23 protein-coding genes are annotated in these 24,401 nt (G+C 73.6%); 13 read left to right on the top strand and 10 right to left on the bottom strand.

The features are described from left to right. Nucleotides 1-89: 89 nt before the first annotated feature. From K7787_RS19315 to K7787_RS19325, 3 genes are all read left to right on the top strand, one after another. The gene (locus tag K7787_RS19315; RefSeq protein WP_223002330.1) at nucleotides 90-890 is read left to right on the top strand and encodes a GNAT family N-acetyltransferase; all 801 of its coding nucleotides are present in this window, start codon (nucleotides 90-92) and stop codon (nucleotides 888-890) included. 165 nt (nucleotides 891-1,055) lie between these two features. After that, nucleotides 1,056-1,247 carry a hypothetical protein gene (locus K7787_RS19320; protein WP_223002331.1) on the top strand — a complete coding sequence of 64 codons (192 nt, stop codon included), beginning with the start codon at nucleotides 1,056-1,058 and terminating at the stop codon, nucleotides 1,245-1,247. Nucleotides 1,248-1,632: 385 nt separating this feature from the next. Further along, entirely contained in the window at nucleotides 1,633-2,169 is a 537-nt protein-coding gene (locus K7787_RS19325) for a hypothetical protein (RefSeq protein WP_223002332.1), read from the top strand. A gap of 155 nt (nucleotides 2,170-2,324) precedes the next feature. Here the strand turns inward: K7787_RS19325 and K7787_RS19330 are convergent, their stop codons facing one another. Beyond that, a complete protein-coding gene (locus K7787_RS19330) occupies nucleotides 2,325-2,990 on the bottom strand; it encodes a TetR/AcrR family transcriptional regulator C-terminal domain-containing protein (protein ID WP_223002333.1) in 666 nt (221 codons plus the stop codon). A gap of 154 nt (nucleotides 2,991-3,144) precedes the next feature. On the opposite strand from K7787_RS19330, the gene K7787_RS19335 reads away from it, so the two are divergent. Next, nucleotides 3,145-3,639: an ester cyclase gene (locus tag K7787_RS19335; RefSeq protein WP_223002334.1), complete on the top strand. Its 495-nt coding sequence runs from the start codon at nucleotides 3,145-3,147 to the stop codon at nucleotides 3,637-3,639. A 170-nt stretch (nucleotides 3,640-3,809) separates the two neighbouring features. Here the strand turns inward: K7787_RS19335 and K7787_RS19340 are convergent, their stop codons facing one another. Together K7787_RS19340 and K7787_RS19345 are read right to left on the bottom strand one after the other, a co-directional pair. Next, nucleotides 3,810-4,952 (bottom strand): glycoside hydrolase family 12 protein, encoded by a 1,143-nt coding sequence (locus K7787_RS19340; RefSeq protein WP_223002335.1) that lies wholly within the window; start codon nucleotides 4,950-4,952, stop codon nucleotides 3,810-3,812. A gap of 228 nt (nucleotides 4,953-5,180) precedes the next feature. Continuing rightward, nucleotides 5,181-6,038, bottom strand: coding sequence for an SDR family NAD(P)-dependent oxidoreductase (locus tag K7787_RS19345; RefSeq protein ID WP_223002336.1), 858 nt, complete (start codon nucleotides 6,036-6,038; stop codon nucleotides 5,181-5,183). Nucleotides 6,039-6,494: 456 nt separating this feature from the next. Between K7787_RS19345 and K7787_RS19350 the strand changes: the two genes are divergently transcribed. From K7787_RS19350 to K7787_RS19360, 3 genes are all read left to right on the top strand, one after another. After that, entirely contained in the window at nucleotides 6,495-6,821 is a 327-nt protein-coding gene (locus K7787_RS19350) for a hypothetical protein (RefSeq protein ID WP_050790901.1), read from the top strand. Between the two features lie 233 nt (nucleotides 6,822-7,054). Then, nucleotides 7,055-8,125, top strand: a complete 1,071-nt coding sequence (locus tag K7787_RS19355; protein WP_223002337.1) for an alpha/beta fold hydrolase — start codon at nucleotides 7,055-7,057, stop codon at nucleotides 8,123-8,125. Between the two features lie 791 nt (nucleotides 8,126-8,916). After that, nucleotides 8,917-9,480, top strand: a complete 564-nt coding sequence (locus K7787_RS19360) for a CGNR zinc finger domain-containing protein (RefSeq protein ID WP_223002353.1) — start codon at nucleotides 8,917-8,919, stop codon at nucleotides 9,478-9,480. Between the two features lie 158 nt (nucleotides 9,481-9,638). On the opposite strand, the gene K7787_RS19365 is transcribed toward K7787_RS19360, so the two are convergent. Then, nucleotides 9,639-10,634: a DMT family transporter gene (locus tag K7787_RS19365; protein WP_223002338.1), complete on the bottom strand. Its 996-nt coding sequence runs from the start codon at nucleotides 10,632-10,634 to the stop codon at nucleotides 9,639-9,641. Between the two features lie 91 nt (nucleotides 10,635-10,725). On the opposite strand from K7787_RS19365, the gene K7787_RS19370 reads away from it, so the two are divergent. Continuing rightward, nucleotides 10,726-11,640 carry a LysR family transcriptional regulator gene (locus K7787_RS19370; RefSeq protein WP_223002339.1) on the top strand — a complete coding sequence of 305 codons (915 nt, stop codon included), beginning with the start codon at nucleotides 10,726-10,728 and terminating at the stop codon, nucleotides 11,638-11,640. Nucleotides 11,641-11,686: 46 nt separating this feature from the next. Here the strand turns inward: K7787_RS19370 and K7787_RS19375 are convergent, their stop codons facing one another. The 6 genes from K7787_RS19375 to K7787_RS19400 form a co-directional block, all read right to left on the bottom strand. Further along, the gene (locus tag K7787_RS19375; RefSeq protein WP_164388512.1) at nucleotides 11,687-12,145 is read right to left on the bottom strand and encodes a MaoC family dehydratase; all 459 of its coding nucleotides are present in this window, start codon (nucleotides 12,143-12,145) and stop codon (nucleotides 11,687-11,689) included. Between the two features lie 102 nt (nucleotides 12,146-12,247). Next, nucleotides 12,248-13,804: an acyl-CoA synthetase gene (locus K7787_RS19380; RefSeq protein ID WP_223002340.1), complete on the bottom strand. Its 1,557-nt coding sequence runs from the start codon at nucleotides 13,802-13,804 to the stop codon at nucleotides 12,248-12,250. Between the two features lie 12 nt (nucleotides 13,805-13,816). Further along, nucleotides 13,817-14,704, bottom strand: a complete 888-nt coding sequence (locus K7787_RS19385) for an amidohydrolase family protein (RefSeq protein WP_223002341.1) — start codon at nucleotides 14,702-14,704, stop codon at nucleotides 13,817-13,819. A gap of 1 nt (nucleotide 14,705) precedes the next feature. Continuing rightward, a complete protein-coding gene (locus K7787_RS19390; RefSeq protein ID WP_223002342.1) occupies nucleotides 14,706-15,704 on the bottom strand; it encodes an SDR family NAD(P)-dependent oxidoreductase in 999 nt (332 codons plus the stop codon). A 68-nt stretch (nucleotides 15,705-15,772) separates the two neighbouring features. Beyond that, nucleotides 15,773-17,230, bottom strand: coding sequence for an amidase (locus K7787_RS19395; protein ID WP_223002343.1), 1,458 nt, complete (start codon nucleotides 17,228-17,230; stop codon nucleotides 15,773-15,775). 238 nt (nucleotides 17,231-17,468) lie between these two features. Then, the gene (locus tag K7787_RS19400) at nucleotides 17,469-18,074 is read right to left on the bottom strand and encodes a TetR/AcrR family transcriptional regulator (protein ID WP_043262175.1); all 606 of its coding nucleotides are present in this window, start codon (nucleotides 18,072-18,074) and stop codon (nucleotides 17,469-17,471) included. Nucleotides 18,075-18,180: 106 nt separating this feature from the next. On the opposite strand from K7787_RS19400, the gene K7787_RS19405 reads away from it, so the two are divergent. The 5 genes from K7787_RS19405 to K7787_RS19425 all read left to right on the top strand — a co-directional run. Beyond that, a complete protein-coding gene (locus tag K7787_RS19405; RefSeq protein WP_203621204.1) occupies nucleotides 18,181-19,869 on the top strand; it encodes a CocE/NonD family hydrolase in 1,689 nt (562 codons plus the stop codon). An 87-nt stretch (nucleotides 19,870-19,956) separates the two neighbouring features. Further along, complete coding sequence (locus K7787_RS19410) at nucleotides 19,957-21,621, top strand: ABC transporter substrate-binding protein (RefSeq protein ID WP_223002344.1); 1,665 nt, start codon at nucleotides 19,957-19,959, stop codon at nucleotides 21,619-21,621. Continuing rightward, nucleotides 21,618-22,568 carry an ABC transporter permease gene (locus K7787_RS19415; protein WP_223002345.1) on the top strand — a complete coding sequence of 317 codons (951 nt, stop codon included), beginning with the start codon at nucleotides 21,618-21,620 and terminating at the stop codon, nucleotides 22,566-22,568. Before K7787_RS19410 ends, K7787_RS19415 begins: the two co-directional genes overlap by 4 nt. Beyond that, complete coding sequence (locus K7787_RS19420) at nucleotides 22,565-23,440, top strand: ABC transporter permease (protein ID WP_050790900.1); 876 nt, start codon at nucleotides 22,565-22,567, stop codon at nucleotides 23,438-23,440. The genes K7787_RS19415 and K7787_RS19420 overlap by 4 nt, the downstream gene beginning before the upstream one ends. Next, a partial coding sequence (locus K7787_RS19425) for an ABC transporter ATP-binding protein (protein ID WP_247721072.1) occupies nucleotides 23,437-24,401 on the top strand: 965 nt, incomplete at its 3' end. The genes K7787_RS19420 and K7787_RS19425, both read left to right, overlap by 4 nt.

Consider the following 24,401-nt stretch of genomic DNA (forward strand, 5'->3'; position numbering starts at 1 on the left):
ACCCGCGCGGTTCGACGAGAACACACCTGTCCCGTGTTCGTTGTCATTGGGAAGGTGACCGCACACTCGACGGCCGAAGGGGTTTCTCCATGACGGGTCTAGCGGAATCGATCGAATCGATGGAACAGCTCGCCACGGTGTGGCGGGCCATGGTCCGGGACCGGGACCCGGACGCGGACGTCCGGGACCTGCCCGGTCTCGCCGTGCGCTGGGCGGACTGCCGGTTCGCGTTCTGGAACTGCGTCACGCTGACCGAGGTCGGCGCGGACGCGGCGCTCGTCGCGGAGCGGCTGCGCCAGGCGGCGGAGATCATGCGGGCCAAGAAGCAGCCGGGTTTTCTGTGGCTCTTCGAGGACCTGCTCGACGGCGGGGCCCGCGCGGGGCTGGCCGAGGCGGCCGAGCGGGCCGGTCTCCAGCACGCCTTCCCCGGCACCGGAATGGCCGGCGACCTGCTCCCCGTCCCCGACCCGGCGCACCCCGACCTGACCTTCGTCCGCGTCCGCACCGACGACCACCTGCGAGCCTACGCGGATATCAACTCCCGTGCGTACGGCTTCCCTTCGGAGGAGGGCCGGGACGGTCTCGTCGGCTCCGCGCTGTGGAAGGACGAGGTGTACGCCTACCTCGGTCTGCGGGACGGCGTCCCGGTCACCTGCGCCGGGGCGGTGGAGGCCCAGGGCCGTCTCTTCGTCGTGCTCGTCGCCACGCTGCCCGAGTGGGAGCGGCGGGGCTACGGCGAGGCGGTGACCCGCAAGGCGCTGCACGAGGGCGCCCGGGCCACCGGACTGACCCGCGCCACTTTGCACGCGACCGCGGCCGGGGCGCCGGTGTACCCGCGTATCGGCTTCCGGCCGAACTCCCCGATGCACTTCTACAGCCTGAAGGGCTGACCTCCCCCGTGAAGCCACGGGTTCCGCCCCCGAAGCGCCGGACCTCGGTCTGAAAGGCGCACCCGCTCTGCGTCACCGCCTTGACAGGTGACGCGAGCGGGTGCGACGCTCGGTGCATCGGAACGGGCTCGGAGCGATCCGCCCCGGCCAGACGGAGGTCGAACCGTGGAAAGCAACAGCACTCCGGACGTCGCCGCACAGCTCCGCCACGCGCGGTTCGGAAAACTGCCCGAGCGCATCGCCTACGCCGACATGGTCGAGGAGAAGCCGTCCGACCCGAAGGACCCGTCCGGCGGCTACGACCCGGAGGGCTCCTGGAAGCACTTCTCCTGCCTCGCCCTCGACCTGGGGCTGTAGCGGGCCGCCGCGAGAGAGCGGAGGGCTCCCCGCACGGTGGGCTCCCCCCGCACGGAGGGCTCCCCCGCACGGTGGGTTTCCCTGGCGCGGCGCACCGCCGATCGGGCGGGTGGATGCCATGCTGGTGCGCCGTGGGCGCGACGCTGCCACCGGCAGTCGCCGTGCCCTCACGCACTCCACCCGACGGTGAACAGGGGACCGGCTTCTCATGGCAAAGCGAGGACGTACTTCTCCACGGCAGCGCGCGGCCCGGGAGGCGGCTCGGCGAGCCGCCGCCGCCGTACGTCTCGCCGCGGCGGGGCCGCCCCGTCCGCGCCGGCACGAGCGACAGCAGCACGAGCAAGGGAGCGCGCGGCAGCACGACAGGACGGCCGAGGCGCCCGCGGTGCCCGCACCCGCCCGTGCGGCCGACGACATCGCCGCAACCGGTGACAGCGCCGCGACCGGCGACGCCGCGGCGACCACCCCCACCCCCGCTTCCGCCGCCGTCGCCTCGGCTGCCGCCGGCGCCCTCGACACCACCGACAACGCCCCTCTCCCCGCGCCGTCCTGTGCCGACGGGTGCGAGGTCTGCGCCGAGGCCGCCGACGAGTTCAGCGCCCTGCGCGCCGAGTCGCTCGCGCAGCGGAACCGCTTCACGGCGTCCGGACACACTCCCTACGCCGCCGAGAAGCAGACGCTGCACCGTGGCGACTGCAAGAAGGTCGAGCAGTCGGTCGGCCGCGTGACGGGCGACGGCCTGGCGACAGGGGCGGAGGCGCTGAGCCGCTTCGCGCACGACGGCCGCCTCAGCCCCGAATGGGCCACACACGTGCGCCTGCTGGAGACCGGCGAGGCCGCACAGTGGGTCAAGGAACGGATCGGCCCGCGCGGCGGCGCCCGCTACCGCCTGTGCCGCACCTGCACGCCCGAACTCCCCTGAAACCACCCGCCGCACCGCCGCGGTGACGCGACTCCCGGGCCGCGTACGCCTCTTGTACGTACCGCGCGCACCGCAGCGGCGGCCGTACCGCACCGCGCGCCGCCCCTCCGCTCGGCCCGTGCGGTTCAGCCCGTTGCCGCTCAGTCCGTTGGGGTTCAGTCCGTGCGCAGTTCCTCGAACCCCAGCAGCATCGCGTCGACGGCGAAGGCGAAACGCTCCCCGTCGTCCACGCCCACCCGGTCGCGCGCCGCGCGGGCGATGAGTGGATAGCGCTCGCCGTCCAGCCCGGCCAGCCACCCCGTCCCGCCCGACTCCTCAGTGCCGACGACGAGTTGGACCTCCAGGACGGCGTGCCCGATCGCGAACACCGACACCGCGTTCAGGGCGTGCAGCGCGCGTCCGAGCGTGAAACCGTTCTCCGTCAGCATGCCCAGGCACGCCTCGATGTCGTCCAGCGTCGCCTGGGTGACCGCCGGGCGGGACGCGGCGAGCGGGAGGACGGCCGGGTGCCGCAGCAGCCCCTCGCGCAGCGCCTTCGCATACGCCCGCAGCGCCTCCCGCCAGTCGGCGGACCCGTCCATCGCCGGCGCCGCCGCCCGGAACACCTGCTCCACCAGCCCGTCGAGCAACGCGTCCTTGTTCGGGACGTAGTGATAGAGCGTCATCGCCTCGACGCCGAGCTGCTCGCCGAGCGAACGCATCGTCAGGGCCTTGAGCCCCCGCCGGTCGACCAGGTCCAGCGCCGCGTCGAGGACACGTTGCCGGGTCAGCCCCACGCGCTCACCGCGACCCCGCCGCGCACCCGGCTTCTCGGCCGTCATGGCCCACCAGCCCTCTCCACCCCGACGATTGACTTTCTTACAAGGTAAGTCAACAATCGAGCCCAGTGAAACTTACGTCGTAAGAAAATAGTGCGGCGCAAGAAGGCCTTACGCCGCACGAGGGCGAGAACCCCAGACCTCACAGGAGCCGGACTTGCAGCACACGACCACCGCCACCACCCCCGCCACGCCCGTCACCTCCGCCCCCACCCTCACCCTCGCCCCCAAGCAGGTCGTCCTCGACTTCATCGCCGCGCTCAACGACCGGTCCGGCCAGGACTGGGAGCGCTACCTCGCGGCCGACGTGATCGACCACAACAAGATCATCTTCGGTGAGGAGGAGACGCCAGGCGCCGCGATAGAGGGCTTCCGGCAGCAGCTCGCCGCATTCAGCACCGGGGCGCCGGGCGACGGCTTCCACGCCGAGCAGCTCATCGCCGAGGGCGACGAGGTGGTGGCGCGGCTGCGGGTGTGCGGCGTCCACACCGGCTACCACCCCCGGATGCCCGAGCCGACCGGCCGCCGCTGCAATGTCGAGCAGATCTGGATCTTCACGGTGCGCGCGGGCCGGATCGCGGAGATCCGTGCGGTCAGCGACCGGCTCGGCATGTTCCTCCAGCTCGGCTGGGACTGGCCGACCGAGGACTGAGCACCCGCACCCGCACCCGCCCCCGCAGCCGACCACCGGCCCAGGCAAGGGAAGACGACGAAGAGGTCTCGTCGTCGTCCCGCATGTGACACCGCCGTCCACGACGGACGGGCGACGGGGGCAACGGGGGCGACGGGGGCGACGCCGTGATGCGGGCCGCCCCCGCCGGGTCAGGCGGTGGTGCAGGCGGTGCCGTTCAGGGTGAAGCCGGACGGCTTGGCGAAGGTACCGCTGTAGGTGCCCTGGAAGCCGAACGACACGGTGCCGCCGGGGGCGATGGTCGCGTTGTACGACTGGCCGGCCGCCGTGACGGCGCCCGACTGGCCGGAGAGCGTGGCGTTCCAGCCGCTGGTGATCCGCTGCCCGGAGGGCAGGGTGAAGGCGAGCTGCCAGGGGGCGACGGCGGCCGAACCGGTGTTGGTGACGGTGACGTCGGCGGTGAACCCGCCCTGCCAGACGTTCGTCCCGTACGCCACCTTGCAGGCGCCCGGGGTGCCGGGGTCGCCCGGGTTGCCCGGGTCGCCGCCGCTGCCGCCGGTGTTGACGGTCGAGGAGAAGGACGTCACGGCCAGTCCCGCGCCGTTCTGCCAGGGCTCGAACCCGGCCTGCACACTGGTCAGGTACCAGTTGTTCTGGGCCAGCCCGCGGGCGACCGCCGCACGGGCGAAGTCCATGACGTCGAAGCTCCAGCTGCCGATCGCCGACGGGGCGACGAAGGACAGCACGTCGTTGCCGCCGTTGTTGCCGGACCACACCTGCCACTGGCGGCCGGCCACGGTGGCGGTGCCGACCTGCGAGCCCACCGGCTGGACCGCGCCCACGTGGTTGAACCACACCATGATCTCGGTCTTGTTGACGCCGTCGGTGCGCGGCGTGGGGTCGAGCCAGATGTCGTAGGCGGCGTCGTAGACCGCGCCGCTGACGTAGGTGTACGAAATGCCGGTCGGCGCGCTGGAGATGGTGCTCAGCTGGGCCGGAAGGGCCGTTCCCGGCGAGCAGTTGGTGTAGTGACAGCCGTTGTAGATCGAGGGGTACGACTTCGGGGCGCCGTTGGTGGGCACCGAGCCGTCGGCCTGGGTGACCCGGAAGCCGGAGTCCGTGGCGGTGATGCACTGGGTCTGGTCGGTGCCCCAGCGGTTGTTCTGGACGACGTACCGGCCCTGGACCGTGGTCGAGCCGAAGGCGTCGCAGATCTGGGTGTCCGCGTGGGCGGCCGGGGTGATGGTCATGAGCGCCGCGAGCGCGGCGAGAACGGTCAGCAGCGCGCCGAGCAGGGCATGCGTGCGGTGCGCATGGTGCGGTGACGGGGACATGCGGGTCCTCTCCGGACGGGAGACTGTGCGGTGCCGTGCGGAAGTCCGGGGAGCGCGCCCGCTGTCCTCCGTATCGTTTGGGCATGTCTGTTTGGGAGCGCTCCCAAGTAGGTTCGCAGGGGACTGTAGGGATGCGATCATGTTCCTGACAAGATGGCGGACGGTGGAAGTGTCGCGGACGGCGAAAGTGCCGCCGAGTTCTGGACACCGGCCCCAGGGGCCGGACGGTCAGCCGTCCGTCTCCGCCTCGGCCGCCGCCTCTGCCGCCGCACGGTAACGAGGGGCCAACGAGGCCCCCGCGCCCTCGCGCACGCCGAGTTCCGCCGCGACCAGCCGCGCCACGGCCTCCGCGTCCTCCAGGCCGGGCACGCACACCACCTCGCCGGCCGCCAGCGCGGCCAGCGAGGCGGTCACCACGTCGGCCACGGGCATCCCGCCGTCCTCGTGGACCCGCTGCTCGCCCGGCACCGGTCGCTCGCCCGTCCCGAGATGGAACTCGGTGGCCGTGAGGCCGGGGCAGACCACCTGGAGCCGTACCGGAGTGCCGGCCAGCTCGGCGGCCAGGGTCCTGGTGAACGTCACGACGTAGCCCTTGGTGCCGCCGTAGACGGCCCGCTGGGGAAGGGGGCCGGGCGGCAGGGAGCCGGCGAACGCCAGCAGCGAGGCGACGTTGACCACCGCGCCCCGGCCGCGCGCCAGCATCCCGGGGACGGCGGCGCGGGTCAGCACCGTGGGCGCGACGACGTTGACGTCGACCACCTTCGTCAGCAGCGCGGCGTCCACCTCGGGGAACGGGCCGTACCCGTTGATCCCCGCGTTGTTGACCAGCAGCGCCACGTCCGGCGCGGCCACCCGCTCGGCGACCCGGGCGAGATCCGCCGACCGGGCGAGATCGGCCTCGACCGTCTCCACGGCCACCCCGGACTCCCCGCGCAGCCGGTCCGCCAGGGCGGCGAGCCGCTCGGCGCGCCGGGCGACCAGCACCAGGTCCCAGCCGCGCCCGGCCAGCCGCCGCGCGTACTCGGCGCCGATGCCCGACGACGCCCCGGTCACCACCGCCGTGCCGGGCGTCTCGTCCCACGTCATGTCCCGCGCTCCCTCTCCGGACGGTCCGCTTCTGCGGACGGTCCGCGTCTCTGAACGGTCCGTGCCGGTGTCCCCCGGGACCGGGTGGCCGAAACGTCGCCGTCGACCCGCCGCGCCGGCCCGCGCCCCGGCGGGGAGATGCCGCGACGGGACACTCGGCGAGGCGTACGGGTTGGGTGTGTCGGTATTCCGGGTCTGCATACGTCCCGGTGTTGCGGCTCCCCGGTGCGCAAGTGTGTCGGTGTCCCGGCGCCCGGGTGTGTCGGCTTCCCGGTGCGCGGGCGCGCAGGTGTGCCCGCACACCGGTACACAGGTGTGTCGGCCGGCCCGCGAGTGCGCAAGTAGGTGTGTCGGGGTGTGGAGGTGTGAGGCCCTGGGTATGCGGCCCGACCTGGGACCGCGGCGGTGACCGCCGTCCGTGGTTCCGGGAACACCCGCTGTGCAAGGAGGAAGACCATGAACAAGCTCATCCGGCGCGCCACGACCGCGGGCGTCTCCGCCGCCTTCGTCGCGGGCGCCGTCCTCTCCGCCGGCGGCTCCGCGGCGGCCGCCACGTCCCAGCCGTCCGCCCGCCCCGCGGCCCGGACCGCGGCGACCACCGCCACCCACCTGCCCTCCCCCCACGCCCACCACCCCCGTCACCACCAGCTCGCCGACCCGCGCACGGACCCCTGGGTCTCGGACCAGCTGGCATGGTTCGGCCTGTCGAGCGACAAGCGCTCGGCCGTCTACGACCCCTGGGTCAAGGACCAGATCGCCCTGTTCGGTCCGACCGGCCGATAGCCCGGTACGGCTCCCCGGTGGGCGCGGGGGCGGCGACGCCCGGCCCCGCCGCCCCGCGCCACCACCACCCCCGACTGGCCGAAACGCCACCGTCGGCACCGAAGTCCCGCGTCACCTGTTTGACGGGTGACGCACCCCGTGCCACAGTCGTCACGCACCTCGAACGGCAGTGATCCCAGGCACCCACCGGTTCCGCGCCGCCGTGCGCGACCGCGTCCGACGGAGGACTTCGCATGATCGGCAGGCGCACGTTCGGCAAGGCCGTCAGTCTCGGCACGGGCACGGCGGCGGCCTCGCTGGCCGGCCTCCAGGGCGCGCCGGCCGCCTCGGCCGCGCCGCGACCGGAGGGCAGGCCGGAGGACACGGTGCCGGCCGCGTCCGGCACCGGTTCCGGCACGCACACGTCCTTCAGCACGCTGAAGCAGGTCAAGGCCGGTCTGCTGGACGTCGGTTACGCCGAGGAGGGGCCCCGGCACGGCCCGGTCGTCATCTGTCTGCACGGCTGGCCGTACGACATCCACAGCTACGTCGACGTCGCGCCGCTGCTGGCGGCCCAGGGCTACCGTGTGATCGTCCCGTACCTGCGCGGGCACGGCACGACGCGCTTCCTGTCCCCGCACACCGTCCGCAACGCCCAGCAGTCGGCGGTCGCCCTCGACATCGTCGCCCTGATGGACGCGCTGAAGATCGAGAAGGCGGTGCTCGCCGGGTTCGACTGGGGGTCGCGCACCGCCGACATCGTCGCGGCGCTGTGGCCCGAGCGGGTCAAGGCGCTGGTGTCGGTGAGCGGCTACCTCGTCACCGACGTCGAGATGCAGAAGCGGCCGCTGCCCCCGCAGGCGGAGTACGCCTGGTGGTACCAGTACTACTTCGCCACCGAGCGGGGCCGCCTCGCCATGGTGGATCCGGACAACCGCCGCGCCCTGTGCCGGCTGGTGTGGGACATCGTCTCCCCCACCTGGGACTTCGACGACGCCACCTTCGCTCGTACGGCGGCGGCCTTCGAGAACCCGGACTACGCGGCGATCGTGATCCACAACTACCGCTGGCGGCTCGGCCTCGCCGACGGCGAGCGGCGCTACGACCGGTACGAGAAGCGGCTCGTGCCGCGGCCGGTCATCCCGGCGCCCACCGTCGTCCTCGACGCCGAGCGCGACCCGTTCACCGGGCCGGACGACAGCGCGTACCGGGACCGGTTCACCGGCGCGTACCGGTACCACCGGCTCGACGGCATCGGCCACAACCTGCCGCAGGAGGCCCCGGCGGCCTTCGCGCGGGCCGTCGTGGAGGCGGACCACCTCTGAGCAGGCGGACCGTCTCCCAACGGCCGCCGGAGCGCGCGGTGTTGCGGGCGCGGGCGGACGGGCTCGGCGCGGGCCCGGGTGAGTAGGTTGGCCGGATGACGAGTCTCGCTCGTCCCCGGCTGTCCGGTCTGGGTCGGAACCCGGCCGCGCCCGACGCCGTCCTGGCGCGCCTGGCCGCGCACCGGGCCGGCCGGCACGGCATGACGCTGCGGCCCGGCCGGCCGGCGGACGCCGTGGCCGAGGCCCTGCTGACGCACGGCGGCCACGACGCGGCGGTGCACCTGCACGGGGAGCGGATCTCCCCGGCGGTGCGCCGCAGGATCGCCGAGCATCCCGATCCGGCGATCCGCGACGCCTGCGCGGACTTCGTGCGCCACTCGGTGGACCGCGGGGTGCGGACCGGCATCGACGCACCGGAGGAGGCCTACGGCCGGGCCCGGGCGGAACTCGTCCGCGCGCCGGACCCGAAGCTGCGCGCCGCGGTCGCGCGGGCCTGGTGCGACCGGCCGCTCGCCGTCCAGGCGGGACTGCTCACCGACCCGGCCCCACGGGTCCGCGCGGCCGCCGCCGAGCGCGAACGCCCGGCTGTGCCAGCCGAGTTGGAGGACCGCTGCCTGGCCGACCCCGCCGTACGCGCTCATGTGGCCCGCCATGTCCCGCTCACCTCCGCCCGTCCCTCGCACGTCGAACACCCCCGTTTCCCGGCCACGCGCCGCCGGGCACCGGTCCGCACCGGTTCGGCGGGGCGCCGTTTCTTGTCGGGGAGGTTCGTCACCTGTCAGGATGGTGACATGAACCTTGAGCATGTCTTCGTGTGCGGAAACCCGGTGCTGGACTTCGCCGCGACGCTGCGCGCCCGCCGTACGCTGCGGTTCGAGATGTTCGCGGCGCCCGACCGGCTGGACGCCTGGTTCCTGGAGTCCGGGGTGGTGGACACGGTCACCCCGAGCGACGAGACGGACCTCGAGCGGGCGAAGGCGCTGCGCGAGGCCGTCTACCGGCTGGTCACCGCGCGGCGGCTCGGCGAGGCGTACGACGCCGGGGCGCTGGACCTGCTGAACGGCACGGCGCGGATGCCGGCCGCCGTACCGCAGCTCACCTCGGAGGGGCGGCGCACGGAGGCGACGCCTCAGGAGGCCCTGGCCGCCCTCGCCCGGCAGGCGGTGGAGCTGCTCGGCGGTCCCGATGTGCCGCTGCTCAAGGAGTGCGGCAACCCCGAGTGCACCCGCGTCTACATCGACCGCTCGCGCGGGATGCGGCGGCAGTGGTGCGGCATGGAGTCCTGCGGCAACAGGATCAAGGCCGCCGCCTACCGCGCCCGAAAGAGGAGCGCGCCCGCCCTCGGCGTGAGCTGAGGGACCTTCTTCTACGCGGGTGCGTGGCTGAAGGCTTCTACGCGGGGCGTGGCTGAAGGGGGCTCTACGCGGGTACGTGGCGGAAGGACTTCCGCGTGTGTCGGGCGGCTCACGCGGCGAGCCACGCGACGGGCCCCCGATCAGGTGCCGCCGCCCGATCAGACGCCGGCCGGTCGGGCCCCGGCGGGTGTCGTCGCCGGGTGCGCCGTGTCCGCCGTGTCGCCCTTCTCGCCCTTCTCGCCCTCCCGGGCGTCGGTCGCTTCGGCGGGGGCGGTGTTGCGGTGGGCGCGTTCGACGGACTGGCCCCAGTAGGTGCCGGCGACCATGAGCGCGGCGCCGAGCGAGGCCCACAGGGTGAGCCGTTCGCCGCCGAGGCCGATTCCCACCGCGACGGCCCACACCGGCTCGGTGCCCAGCAGGAGGCTGGCCCGGCTGGCCGAGGTGCGCTGCACCGCCCAGGTCTGCGCGAGGAAGGCGAACACACTGCAGAACAGGGCGAGATGGATCAGCCGGCCCCAGGTGGCGGCGCTGCCGTGCGCCAGCGCGGAGGCGTGTACGACCGCGGCCGGCAGGAACAGCGCCGTGCCCACGACGGTCTGGACGGTCGTGAGGTGCAGCGCGTCCACGGGCCGGGCGGCGGTGAGCCGCCCGACGAGCGCGACGTGCCCGGCCCGTACCACCGCGGCGATCAGCACCAGTCCGTCCCCGAGCCGGGGCGCGTGCAGACCGGTGCCGGCGGTGAGCAGCCCGACGGCGACCACGCACAGACCGGCGGCTGCGAAGAACGCCGGGGGCAGTCCGGGTCGGCCTCCGGTGCGGTCCAGCAGGGGCGTCAGCACAATGGTCAGGCTGATGATCAGTCCCGCGTTGGCGGCGCTGGTGTGCGCCACCCCGTAGGTCTCCAGGACGAGTACGGCCGCCTGTGTGCCGCCGAGCAGCGTGCCGGTGCGGATCTCCGCGCGGGTCCAGCCAGGCTTGCGGCGGCGGGCGGCGACCAGGGCGCCGCAGGCGAGCGCGGAGACGGCGTACCGGGCGAAGAGCACGGCCAGGACCGGGAGGGCGGCGGTGGCGGACTTGGCCGCGAGGTAGCTGGAACCCCAGACGAGCGCGACCAGGAGGAGTACCGCGTCGGTGCTGCGGCGGGCGAGAGGCATACCCACACGCTGCACCAGCGGCGACGCTTTAGGCCACCACCAACTTCTAAATCGATCATGTAGCAGAGCTACACCGTCCTACACTTCCCGCATGGACGAACGGCAGCTGCGCATCCTGCGCGAACTGGGTGAGCTGGGCAGCGTCACCGCCGTCGCCGACGCGCTCCAGGTGACGCCCTCGGCGATCTCGCAGCAGCTGCGGCTGCTCCAGCGCTCGATCCCGGTCCCGCTGACCGAGCGCGCCGGGCGCCGGGTGGTGCTGACCGAGGCCGGGCAGGCCCTGGCCGGGGCCGCCATCGAGGTGGAGACCGCGCTCGCCCGGGCCCGGCACACCATCACCGACTTCGCGGGGCGGCCGGAGGGGGACGTGTCGGTGGCGGCGTTCCACAGCGCGGCCGCCACGCTCTTCCCGCTCCTGCTGCGCGCCCTGTCCGGACCGGACCGACCACGGCTGAGGCTCGCCGACGAGGACGTGGCCCAGGACCGGTTCCCGGCGCTCACCCGCGACTACGACCTCGTCCTCGCGCACCGGCTCGACCACGGCCCGCCGTGGCCCCGTACGGTGACCGCCACGACGCTGCTGCGCGAGCCGCTCGACGTGGCGCTGCCGGCCGGTCATCCGCTGGCCGCCGCGCCGGTGCTGACCCCGGGCGACGTGGCGGACCAGCCCTGGATCACCGTCCACGACGGCTTCCCGCTGATGGCCACCGTCGAGGCCGTCGCCTGCGTCGCCAACCGCCGGCTGGACATCGTCCACCGCGTCAACGAGTTCTCGGTGGTCGCCGAGATGGTGGCGGCCGGCGGCGGTGTCGCACTGCTGCCCCGCTGGACCGCCCGCCCACACCCCGGCGTGGTCCTCAGACCGCTGAGCGGAGTGCACGCGCGACGCCGCATCGACGTCCTGCACCGCCCCGAACGCACCGCGCGCAAGGCCGTCCGGACGGTCCTCGCCGAACTGCACCGCACCGCCACGGCGATCCGCGACCGGGACCCGGCACACGTGTGACCCCCGTGGCCGGGGCGGCATCACCTCGGCGGCATCACCTCGGCGGTCAGGCGTAGTGGCGGTAGACGGCCCGGGCCACGCAGGCGGGCTTCTCGCTGCCGTCGACCTCGACGGTGAAGGCCAGCGCCATCTGGACGCCGTCGCCCTTCACCTCCTCCACCGAGTCGACCGCCCCGTGCAGCCGGATCTTGGCGCCCACGGGGACGGGGCTCGGGAAACGCACCTTCTCCAGGCCGTAGTTGACGCTCATGGAGATGCCGGTGATCTCCAGCAGTTCGGTGAAAAGGGGGATGATCAGGGACAGGGTGAGGTAGCCGTGGGCGATGGGGCCGCCGAAGGGGCCGTCCTTGGCGCGTTCGGGGTCGGTGTGGATCCACTGGTGGTCGCCGGTGGCGTCGGCGAAGGTGTTCACCCGGTCCTGGGTGATCTCCAGCCAGCCGGTGCGGCCGAGGTCGGCGCCGGCCAGGGCCTTGAGTCCGGCGACGCCGTGCGCGGTGGTGGTCATGAGGGGAGGTTTCCTTCCTGTCGCGGTGCGATGGGTGGTGATCCGGCGGGAGGTGGTCCCGTGGGGGGCGACCGGCGGACGGCCGGTGGCGGGCGGCGGGTGTCAGCTCGGGTCGGCGGTGACGTGTGCGTACGCGGCCCGGATGGCGGGCTTGGCGAGCTTGCCGGAGGCGGTGCGGGGCAGGGTCTCCACCAGCACCACGGACTTGGGGATCTTGTACTTGGCGAGCCTGCCGTGCAGATGGGCGAGGAGGCCGGCCTCGTCGGCGCGGACTCCCGGCCGCAGGACGACGACGGCCCGTCCGACCTCGCCCCACCTGGGGTCGGGCACGCCGACGACGGCGCACTCGGCGACGGCGGGATGTCCGAGGAGCGCGTCCTCGACCTCGGCCGGGTAGACGTTCTCGCCGCCGGAGATGTACATGTCCTTGACCCGGTCGACGACATACGCGTAGCCGTCCTCGTCGAGCCGGGCGACGTCGCCGGTGCGCAGCCAGCCGCCGTCCGGGGTGAAGGCGTCCGCGGTCTGCCGGGGCAGGCCCCAGTATCCGGTCATCACATGCGGGCCGGATACCAGGATCTCGCCCGGTTCGCCCGGTGCGACGTCCCGGCCGTCGGGCCCGGCCACGCGGACGTCGGTGAAGAAGTGCGGCACACCCGCCGAGCCCGCCTTGGCGAAGATCCGCTCCCGGTCCAGGAAGAGCACGCCCGGGGACGCCTCGGTCATGCCGTAGCCCTGGCCGAGGGCGAGGCCCCGGGCACGGTAGGCCGCGAGGGTGCGCTCGGGGACGGGCGCGCCGCCGCAGGTGAGGGTGCGCAGGCTGGAGAGGTCGGCGTCCGCCCAGCGGGGCCGGGCGGCCATCGCGTCGTACATGGCGGGGACGCCGAACAGGTACGTCACCCGCAGGGTCTCGATCAGCTCCAGGACGCGGTCGGGGTCGAACGCGCCGAGCAGCACGACCCGGCCGCCCTTGAGGAGGGTGGGCAGGCAGGTCATGTTGAGTCCGGCGGTGTGGAACAGCGGGGCGGCCACCAAGGTCACCTCGTCGCCGGCCAGATCGAGGTCGACCAGGACGTTGACGCTGTTCCAGGTGATGTTGGCGTGGGAGAGGACAGCGCCCTTGGGGCGGCCGGTGGTCCCAGAGGTGTACATGATCATGCAGGGGTCGTCGGGGGCGACCGGTTCGTCCAGCGGTGCGGTGTCCGCGGCGGCGAGGAGGGTCTCGTAGTCGAGCGTGCCGGGATCCTCGTGCAAAGGGACGTCCGGCCCGCTGACGGCGATGCGCCGCGTCCCCGTCCCGGTGGCCGCCGCGCCGGCCGCCGCGGCCTGCTCCGGTGCGTGGATCAGGACCGAGCTGCCGGAGTCGGCGAGGTTGAAGGCCAGCTCCGTTGCGGTCAGGCGGCTGTTGAGCGGGACGAAGACCGCGCCGAGGGCGCCGGCGGCGAACAGCGCCTCCAGGAAGGCGGGGTGGTTGGGTCCCAGGTAGGCGACGCGGTCGCCGTGGCCGACGCCCAGGCCGCGCAGGGCGTGGGCCAGCCGCAGGACGCGCTCGTGCAGTTGCCGGTACGTCCATTCGCGGTCGCCGTGGACGACGGCGACGCGGCCTGGGGTCTTGCGGGCCCGGCGGGCGGGCCAGGAGCCGATGCCTCGGTTGCGCACGGCCGCCCCCTTTCAGTCGTCGGTCAGGCCCAGCAGACGGGCGGCGTTGTCCTTCAGGATCTTCGGGCGGACCTCGGGTTTGATGTCGAGCCGGTTGAAGTCCGCGAGCCAGCGGTCGGGGGTGATGACGGGGTAGTCGGAGCCGAAGAGGACCTTGTCCTGGAGCAGGGAGTTGGCGTAGCGCACGAGTTGGGGCGGGAAGTACTTCGGCGACCAGCCCGACAGGTCGATGTACACGTGCGGTTTGTGGGTGGCCACCGCGAGCGCCTCGTCCTGCCAGGGGAAGGAGGGGTGCGCCAGGATGATCCGCAGGTCGGGGAAGTCCACGGCGACGTCGTCCACCAGCATCGGGTTCGAGTACTTCAGCCGGATGCCTCCGCCGCCGGGCAGGCCGGCGCCGATGCCCGTCTGGCCGGTGTGGAACAGGGCGGGCACGCCGAGTTCCTGGATGGCCTCGTAGAGGGGGTAGGCGAGGCGGTCGTCGGGGGCGAAGGCCTGGATGCTGGGGTGGAACTTGAAGCCGCGCACGCCGTGCTCCGTCACCAGGCGGCGGGCCTCGCGGACCCCGGCCAGGCCCTTGTGCGGGTCGACGGAGGCGAACGGCACGAGCACGTCGGGGTGGGCCGCGCAGCTCTCGGCGACCTCCTCGTTGGAGATCCGCGGATGCCCGGTGGCGTGTTCGGCGTCCACCGTGAACACCACGGCGGCCATGCGGCGTTCGCGGTAGTGGGCGGCCATCTCGTCGATGGCGGGCCGCCGGTGGCCGTGTGCCTTGAAGTACTCCTCGGAGGCGCCGAGCAGTTCGGGGCTGAGCGAGGCGTGGCCGTCCCGCGAGACCTCGGCGTGCGTGTGCACGTCGATGGCGACGAGGTCGTCCACGGCGAGCGCGAGATCGGTCATCTCAGGCCTCCGGGGCCTGAGATGCGGCGGCGCGGACCTCGGCGGGGCGGGAGGCGGCGACCCCGTCCTCGGCTGTCCCGGGAACCTTGGGCGCGGGGATGCCGTACGTCTCCGGCTCCGCGCCGACCCCGTCGTGCCAGCGGGCGGCGATCTCCTCGGGGCTCCAGCCGCCGTCGGCGAAGGCGACGGCCTTCTCCTGGGGGTGCGCCCACAGCGCGAGCCGGTCCCCGCCGATCCCGATGGCCTGTCCGGTGACGCCCGCGGAGGCGTCCGAGGCGAGGAAGGTGATCAGGGCGGCGGCGTCCTCGACGGTCCCCAGTCCCTCGTCCTTGCGCAGCCGGTCCGGCAGGGGCGCGCCGGTGCGCTCGGACTCCTCGATGAGAGGGGCGAAGGCCGGGATGGTCTTGGTCATCTCGGTGGCGGCGACGGGCACCACGGCGTTGACGGTGACGCCCGCCCTGGCCAGTTCCAGGGCCCAGGTGCGGGCCATGGCGGCGATGCCGGCCTTGGCGGCGGCGTAGTTGGTCTGGCCGAAGTTGCCGCGCTGCCCGGCCGGGGAGGCGATCAGGACGAGCCGGCCGCCCTCGCCCTGATCGCGCATCCGGACGGCGGCCGCGCGGGCGCAGGTGAACGTGCCCCGCAGATGCACCTCGACGACGGAGTCGAAGTCGTCGTCGGTCATCTTCCACAGCACCCGGTCGCGCAGGATGCCGGCGTTGGTGACCATGACGTCCAGCCGTCCGAAGCCCTCGACCGCCCGGGCGACGAGTTGTTCGGCGGCGTCGGTCCCGCCGACCGCGGCGACCACGCCCAGCGCCCGGCCCCCGGCGGCGGTGATCCCGGCCACCGCCGCCTCTACGGCCCCGGCGTCCACGTCGTTGACCACGACGGCGGCCCCGGCGGCGGCGAGCGCACGGGCGTAGGCGAGGCCGAGGCCGCGCCCGCTGCCGGTGACGACGGCGACCTTGCCGCTCAGGTCCACGGGGTTCGTCAGATCCATGGTGTGCAGTCCTTACCTAGAGAACACTTACGGGCAGAGGGAATCGGCCGAGGGCGACGCGACCGCCGTCAGCACGCCGGAGCGAGCCGCGGCACCGCGTCCTCGACGGTCTGTGCCGCGTCGAGCGCCAGGTCCTCGGCGAACCGTCCCGCGATCAGCTGGACGCCCACCGGCAGGCCCTCGGCGAGCAGCGCGGGGACGCTGACCGCGGGGAAGCCGAGGATCGGGACGGCGGCCATCGGCCACATGGCGGCGAGGAGTTCGGCGGCGCGCGCCGGGCCGGCGAGGTCGGCGTCCTGTTCGAAGGGCAGTTCGGCGGCGACCGGCGTGAGCAGGAGGCGGTCCTGCCCCAGCAGTTCCTGGAGCCGGGCGATCAGGGAGCCGCGCCGGGCCCAGCCCTGGATGTACGCCTCCAGCGTGGGCCGTTCGCCCCACACGGCAGCGGCGGCGGCGAAGGAGTACGTCAGCGAGGTGCGGATGTCCTCGTCGCCGACCTGTTCCACGAACGGCACCATGCCGCGGAAGTCCTCGTACAGCAGCAGCGACCAGATGCGGGCGGCCTCCGCGATCAGGGACGGTTCCGCGAACTCCTCGATGTCGTACCCGGCTTCGGCGAGCCGGGCGGCGGCGGTGTCCAGGGCGCGGTCCACGGCGGGGTGGTTGCCGACCGTGCCGATGTCGCGGACGAGGGCGACGCGCGGCCTGGGTGTCTCGCCCTGCCGCGCGGGCACGGCCGGGACGCCGAACGGGTCGCGCAGGTCGGGGGTGGTCATGGCGTGCAGCGCGAGCCGGGCGTCGGCCACCGTGCGGGCGAGCGGGCCCTCGACCGCGCAGGCCTGTGCGGTGAGCGGGAAGTCGAGCCGGGTGGGGCCGCCGGGTGTGTCGACGTACACCGGGGGCGCCCAGTTGGAGACGCGGCCGACGGTGGGGCGTACGCCGACCACGCCGCAGCAGGCGGCCGGGTAGCGGATGGAGCCGCCGATGTCGTTGCCCTGGGCGAGCGGGGTCATGCCCGCGGCGAGGCTGCTGGCGGCGCCGCCGCTGGAGCCGCCGGGTGTGCGGTCGGCGTCCCAGGGGTTGAGGGTGCGCCCGTGCAGGTCGTTGGTGGAGAACCAGCGGTAGGAGAAGGCGGGCGCGTTGCTGCGGCCGAGCAGTACGGCGCCGGCCCGGCGCAGTGCGGCCACGCACGCGGCGTCGTCCTTCGCCGGCGGCCCGGCCAGGGCGGCGACGCCGTTGCTGGTGACGTGGCCCCGCTGATCGGTGTTGATCTTGGTGGAGACCGGGACGCCGTGCAGGGGGCCGAGCGGGTCGCCCGCGGCCACGGCCTCGTCGGCGCGGCGCGCGTCGGCCAGCACTTCGTCGGGGCGGATGTCGAAGAGCGCGTTCAGGCGGGGGTTGGTCGCCTCGATCCGGGCGAGGCAGGACCGGGCCACCTCGACGGCGGAGACCTCGCGGGTGCGGATCGCGGCGGCCAGGTCGAGGGCGGAGCGCTGCCACGGCTCGGCAGCGGGGTTCTGGGATTCCATGGGCGCCTCTGGGAGGGAGCGCCGGACGTCGCCGGACGGCGCGTCGGGCGGTGCGGCAAGGGCGTGGAGAGGTTCGCCGGTGCGTCGGTGACGAGAAACATCGTCATACAACGGCGTTTTATCTGGCGCTCAGCCTCATCTCCGACGCCCGCCTTGTCAACCCCCTCCCCACACCGCCCCGCGCCGAGCCGCCGCCCCGAAGCCCTCGCCGCCCCGCGGGGCGAACCCCCGGAGGCGCTCAGTCGGCCGGACTCTCCGCCGGCGCGGGCGCGCCCTTGCGCAGCAGTTCGAGGACGGCCAGCGCGACCCGCGTCCCGCGCTCGGCCGGCCAGTTCTCCGGGTCCTCCAGCGTGGCCAGCCAGTACCCGCGCAGCAGCAGGTGGAGCACGTCGGCGGCCAGTGCGGGCGCGGGTATGCCGGCCTCGGCGACGACGGCTCCGAGGGCGTCGCGGTGGGCGCGCGCGGTGGCGTCGCGGACCTGTTCGACCTCCTCCCCCGCGGTCGCCCCCTCGCTGATGATCTCGAACAGCAGCCGGCGCATCACCTCGTCGTCGCTGGTGGTGGTGCACATCCACCGCACCAGCGCCGGGAGCCGGTCGGCGCCCTCGACGCCCTCAAGCGCGGCCTCCTCCTCGCGCCCCCACTCCTTCTCCGCGCGGCGCAGCGCGTTGGCCATCAGGGCGCTGCGGCTGGGGACGTAGTTGGTGACCATGGCCGTGGACCCGCCGAGCCGCTGGGCGACGGCGCGGATGGTCACGGCCCGTACCCCGCGCTCGCGGGCGACCTCAATGGTGGCGGCGGCGATCTCGTCGAGCCGCTGCGCCTCGTCTACCTCGATCGGCATGTCCTCGACCTTACGGGGTGTTGACCTGGTGGCGAACAGGTGCCATGTTGTCACGCAACAGCGTTATGCAACGCTGTTGTATCTCAACTCGGCTGGAGCAGCCCCCATGCCCTTCACCTTCGAACGGGTCGGTGCGGCGCCGCTCACCGAGAACGCCACGCAACACATGGTCCGCATGCGCGACGGCGTGCGGCTGGCCACCGACGTCTACCTCCCCGAGGAACAGGCGCACGGCGGCGAGGCGTTCCCGGCGGTGCTCGTCCGCCTCCCCTACGACAAGAACAGCCGGTACGTGTACGTCGACCGGATCGCGCGTCTGTTCACCGCCCGCGGCTATGCGCTGGTGGTGCAGGACGTGCGCGGCAAGTTCCGGTCCGGCGGCCGGACCCTCCCCTTCCTGCGCGAGCCGCAGGACGGTCACGACTCCATCGACTGGATCGTCCACCAGACCTGGTCGGACGGCCGGGTCGGGATGTTCGGCGACTCCTACTACGGCTTCACCCAGTGGGCGGCGGTCGCCTCCCAGCATCCGGCGCTGCGCGCCATCGTCCCCCGGGTGACCGCCGCCGACTTCAGCACGATCTGGCGGCCGGGCGACCGGCCCGCGCCGATCTGGCTGGAGGGCATCGAGTACTTCGCCCACCACTGGGTCGACAACGACACCTACGAGTACGAGCTGGACCCGTCCCGGCGGCCCGTCATCGACCAGTACGAGCAGGCGTTCGAGGCGATCGGCGCCCGCTCCACCTGGTTCGACCTGATGGCGCCGCGTCAGGCCGAGCTGCCGACCCAGCCCGGACTGCACCCCTTCGACGCCCGGCCGGTGCCGGTCCTGCACTGCGTGGGCTGGTTCGACAACATCGGCGCCGCGCACATGCGCGACTACACCGAACTGGCCGCCCGGCCCGGCTGGGACGCCGTCCAGTACCTGTGGGCCGGGGCGATCGACCACGAGAACTACCGGCTGGCGCAGGCGCCGGTCACCGCGGCGGACGACCACGGCGTCAGCGACGAGGCCCTGGCCCGTATGCTGCCCGGCTACGCGGGTCCGGCCCTGGACTTCTTCGACGTGTTCCTCAAGGGCGTCCGCCCGGTCTCCTCGCTGGCCAAGGTGACCTGGGAACTGGGCCACGCCGGCTGGCGCACCTCGCGGACGTGGCCGCCGCCCGGCAATACGGCCCGTACCTTCTGGCTCACCGACCCGGCGGACGCGACCGGCCCGCTGCCCGGCGGCCTGCTCGCCGACGCCCCCGACCCCGAGGAGCGGGAGGCGCACTGGACCCACGACCCGGACGCCCCCGTCCCCTCCCTGGTCGCCAACTCCTTCGCCTGCCTCCAGGAACACCCCGACCTGACGCCGGTCGCCGCCCGCGACGACGTCCTGGCGTTCGCCGGACCCGTGCTGCGCGAGCCCCTGGACCTGGCCGGACCCCTCGGCCTCGACCTGCATGTCACCGGCACCGCCCCGGCCTTCGACGTGTTCGCCAAGGTCGTCGATCTGGACCCGGCCGGACGCGCCGGCCTGATCGCCCGCGGCCAGGCCGCGCTCACCACCGCCGACACGTCCGACGCCGTCCACATCGACCTCGGCCACACCGGCTACCGGCTGCGCCCCGGACACCGCCTCGCGCTGCTGCTGGCCGGCAGCGACTACCCGCTGTTCCTGCCCACCCCCGGCACCGGCGAGAACCCCTGGACCGCGCCGACCGCCGAGCCCGCCGTCCAGACCCTGCGCACCGGGGGCGCGCGCCCGTCCCGGCTGACGGTCACCGTCGCCCCGGCCGACGGCTCCTGACGAACCCTCACCTGTTGCTTCACCGGGCGTCGTTCGCCCGCCCCACGGGTCACTCCCCAGCACTCCCAGCTCACGAGGAGCTCCCTCATGCAGGCTCCAAGAACCATCCCGTACCTCACCGGCGCCCTGTCCGTCTGCGTCCTGCTGGCCGCGACCGGCTGTACGTCGGGCTCCGGCGCCGCCCCCGCCGCGCCGCACGCCCCGAAGCTCACCATCACCACGCCCCGCGCCACCGGCGCCCTCGACCAGGTCGCCTGGAACCTGCCCATGGGCGAGCCGACCACCCTGGACCCCGCCAAGGTCGGCGACTACTCCCCGAGCACCGTCGAGGCCAACCTCTGCGATCCGCTGCTGCGGCTGAAGGCCGACTACTCGGTCGCGCCGGGCCTGGCCACCTCCTGGAAGCAGCCGGACCCCACCACCCTCGTCCTCGATCTGCGCACGGACGTCCGCTTCTGGAACGGCCACCCCATGACGGCGGACGACGTGGTCGCGAGCCTCACCCGCCAGGGCGCCCCCGCCACGCAGAGCGTCAACGCCTCCCTCCTCGCCCAGGTGAAGTCGATCACCGCGACCGGCGCGCACCAGGTCACCGTCCGTTTCAAGGCCCCCGACGAAGTGTTCCTCAAGGCCCTGGTCACCGGCTTCGGCGCGGTGAGCGAGGCGGCGTACCTGAAGAAGGCGGGCGCCTCGTACGGGACCGCCAAGGGCGGCCTGATGTGCACCGGGCCGTTCCGGCTGACCGCCTGGAAGCCGGGCGAGTCCATCACCGCCGAGGCCAACCCCGACTACTGGGACGCCTCCCTGCGGCCCAAGGCGAAGTCGCTGTCGTTCAGCTTCATCACCGACGGCTCCACGCTGACCAGCGCCCTGCTGTCCGGGCAGCTCGACGGCAGCTACGAGATCAGCTCCGCCACCGCCAAGGCCCTCACCGCCTCCGACGCCGGCACCGTCTCCTACGGCCCCAGCGCCCAGACCAACTTCATCACCGCGACCAGCCCCACCTCGCCGCTGGCCGACGCCCGGATCGTGCGGGCCCTCTCCCTGGTCCTGGACCGGGACGCGCTGATCAAGAACGTGTACGCCGGGGCGGCGCAGAAGCTGAAGTCGTTCATACCCCCGCTGGTCTGGCGGAACAGCCCCGCCGCCGCCGTCTACGACAAGGGCTACGACGCCCTGCCCGCCGTACCGGCCGTCGACGTCGAGCAGGCGAAGAAACTGGTGGCCGAGGCCGCGCCGAAACGCCGCACGATCGCCGTGGCGGTGGCCGCGGGCGACCAGCAGTCCCTGCAGACCCTCACCTTCCTCCAGGCGGGCGCCAAGCGGATCGGACTGGACATCGAGATCCGGCAGCTCCAGCCGACCCAGATGTCCGGCCTGTTCTACGACCCGTCCCTGCGCAAGGGCCTGGACGCGACGATGGTCCTCGGCTACGTCGAGATCCCGGACCCGCTGTCGTACGCGGTCCAGATGATGACGCCCGGCTCCCTGTTCAACTGGTCGGACTACCGCAACCAGCAGGTCGCCGCGCTGCTGACGAAGGCCCAGGGCACCCTGGACCCCACCGGGTCGGCGACCCTGTTCACCCAGGCCCAGGCGCGGTACGCCAAGGACTTCCCGGTGCTGCCCATCGCCTCCCCCTACGAGCGGCTGTTCCTGAACAAGCGCCTCAGCGGCGCCCCGGCGTCCTTCGCGTATCTGCACATGCCGTGGGCGGCGTACCTCGGCGGCACCGGCAAGGGCTCGTCATGATCGCCCGCTTCGCCGCCCGCCGCGCCGCGACGCTCGCGGTGACCCTGTTCGTCGCCAGCGTCGCCATCTACGGCGCGCTGTTCCTCGCCCCGGGCGACCCCGCGACCCTGCTGGTCGGCGGCGGCAAACCGCCCAGCCCCCACCTGCTGGCCGAGATCCACCGCCAGTACCACTTGGACGACCCGTTCTGGCAGAGCTACTGGCGCTGGCTGACCGGTATCGCGCACGGCGACGCCGGACAGTCCCTGAGCTACCACGACTCCGTCGCCCGTCTGCTGGCCGACCGCGCCGGGAACACCCTGTTCCTCATCGCCTACGCGACCGTGCTCATCGTGGTCGCCGGGGTCGCCCTCGGCGCCGTGGCCGGGCTGCGCGGCGGCTGGGCGGACACCGCGGTCACGGTCGTGACCACCACCCTCATGGCGGTGCCCGTCTTCGTCTCGTCCGTGCTGCTGATCTGGTGGATGTCGGTGCGCCTGGCCTGGTTCCCGGCCTACGGATCGGGCGCCGGCCTCACCGGCCGCCTGGAGCACCTCACCCTGCCCGCCGTGGCGCTCGCCGTCTCCTGGCTCGCCTACGTCGCCCAGGTGACCCGCTCGGCGGTGCGCGCGGAGGCGGCCTCCGAACATGTGCAGACCGCCCGCGGCCGGGGCCTGCCGGACCGGCTCGTCGTGCGCAAGCACATCCTGCGCAACGCCTCCGGGCCCATCGTCTCGGTCTCCGGGGTGGCGGTGGCCGGGCTGATCGCCAGCTGCTCCATCGTCGAACAGGCCTTCGGCGTCAACGGGATCGGCGCGCTGCTCGTACAGAGCGCCGCCAAGCAGGACCTGGCCGTCGTGCAGGCCGTGGCGCTGCTCACGGTGGTGGCGTTCGCCGTCGTCAACACCGCCGTGGACCTGGCCACCAGCGCCCTGGACCACCGCATCCCGCTGGGAGGAGACGTATGAGCACCCCGCAACTCGCCGCAGCGGCCGGCGCCCGGCTCGTGCCCGGCAGGCTGCGCGCGTTCGCCCGCGGCCAAGGGACGCTGACCGCGGCCGCGGTGGTCGTCGCCCTGGTCGTCCTGGCCGCCGTGTGCGCGCCGCTCCTCGCGCCGTACGACCCGAACGCCGTGGACCCGCTCGCCGTCTCGCAGGGCAGTTCGGCGGCCCACTGGCTCGGCACCGACGACACCGGCCGGGACCTCCTGTCCCGGCTGCTGTACGGAGCACGGCCCAGTCTCCTCGCGCCCGCCGTGATCACCGTCGTCGCCGGAACGGTCGGCACCGCGCTGGCGGTGACCGCGGCCTGGCTCGGCGGCTGGTGGGACCGGCTGGTCTCGGCCGCCCTGGACGTGGTCTTCGGCTTCCCGGGCCTGGTCCTGGCGGTGGTCGGCGCTGCGGTCTTCGGGGCCGGTCTGGACATCGCCGTGGCCACCTTGTCCCTCGCCTATCTGCCCTACGTGGCCCGGGTCGTGCGGTCCGGCGCCCTGCGGGAACGCGCGCTGCCGTACATCTCCGCGCTGGAGATGCTCGGCATGTCCGGGCCGCGGATCTGCCTGCGGCATCTGGTGCCCAACCTGCTGCCCCTGGTCCTGGTGCAGGCGACGACCTCCTTCGGCTACACCATGCTCGACGTGGCCGCCTTCTCCTTCATCGGGCTCGGCACCCAGCCGCCCTCCGCCGAGTGGGGCCTGATGGTGGCGGGCGGCACCCCCGGCATCCTCGCCGGCCGGCCCGAGCAGTCCCTGTACGCGGGCGCGGTGATCGTCGTCTTCGTCGTCGCCTGCAACGTCCTGGGCAGCGGCCTGTCCCGACGGCTCCTGGGAGCACAACGATGACCTCCACCGGCACACCTCGCCCACGAGGGGGCGCAGACACGCCCGCGTCGAGTACCGGCACACCCGCGTCGGGTACCGGCACGCCTCCGCCGGGCGCGGACACACCTCCGCCCGGCGCCGGCACGCCTCTGCTGGAGTTCGACGGCCTGCGCATCACGCTGCCCCTCAAGGGCGAGCACCGGACCGTCGTCCACCGCGTGGACCTCGCCGTCCCCGCCGGCAGCGCGGTCGCCCTGGTGGGCGAGTCCGGGTCCGGCAAGTCCCTGACCGCCCGCTCGGTGCTGCGGCTGCTGCCGCCGGCCGCCCGCGTCGGCGGCGACGTACGGTTCGCCGGGGCGTCGATCCCGGCCATGGACCGGGCCGCCCTGCGCACCCTGCGCAGCCGCGACGTGGGCATGGTCTTCCAGGACCCCCGGGCCCACGTCAACCCGCTGCGCACCATCGGCGACTTCCTCACCGAGGGGCTGGTCGCCACCCGCGGGACGAGCCGGCGCGACGCCGAGGCGAAAGCCGTGGCGCTGCTGAGGGAGGTGGGCGTCGCGGACGCGGCCCGGCGGCTGCGCGCCCGCCCGGCCGAACTCTCCGGCGGCCTGCTGCAACGGGTGATGATCGCCGCCGCCCTGCTCGCCGAGCCCCGGCTGCTACTCGCGGACGAACCCACCACCGCCCTGGACGTCACCACCCAGGCCGAGGTGATGGCCGTCATCGACGAGGCCCGTGCGCAGCGGGGCCTCGCACTGCTCTTCATCACCCACGACCTCGCGCTGGCCGCCGCCGTGTGCGACCGGGTCGCTGTCATGTACGCCGGTTCGACGGTCGAGGAGCTGCCCGCGTCCGGGCTGCACGGCGACGCCCACCACCCCTACACCCGCGCCCTGCTGGCCTCCCGGCCCGACGCGGGGGCGGGCGACGAGCCGCTGCGGGCGGTGCCGGGGCGGCCGCTGTCGGCGTTCGAGGCGGG

The sequence above is a fragment of the Streptomyces sennicomposti genome (assembly GCF_019890635.1).
Classification (GTDB): domain Bacteria; phylum Actinomycetota; class Actinomycetes; order Streptomycetales; family Streptomycetaceae; genus Streptomyces; species Streptomyces sennicomposti.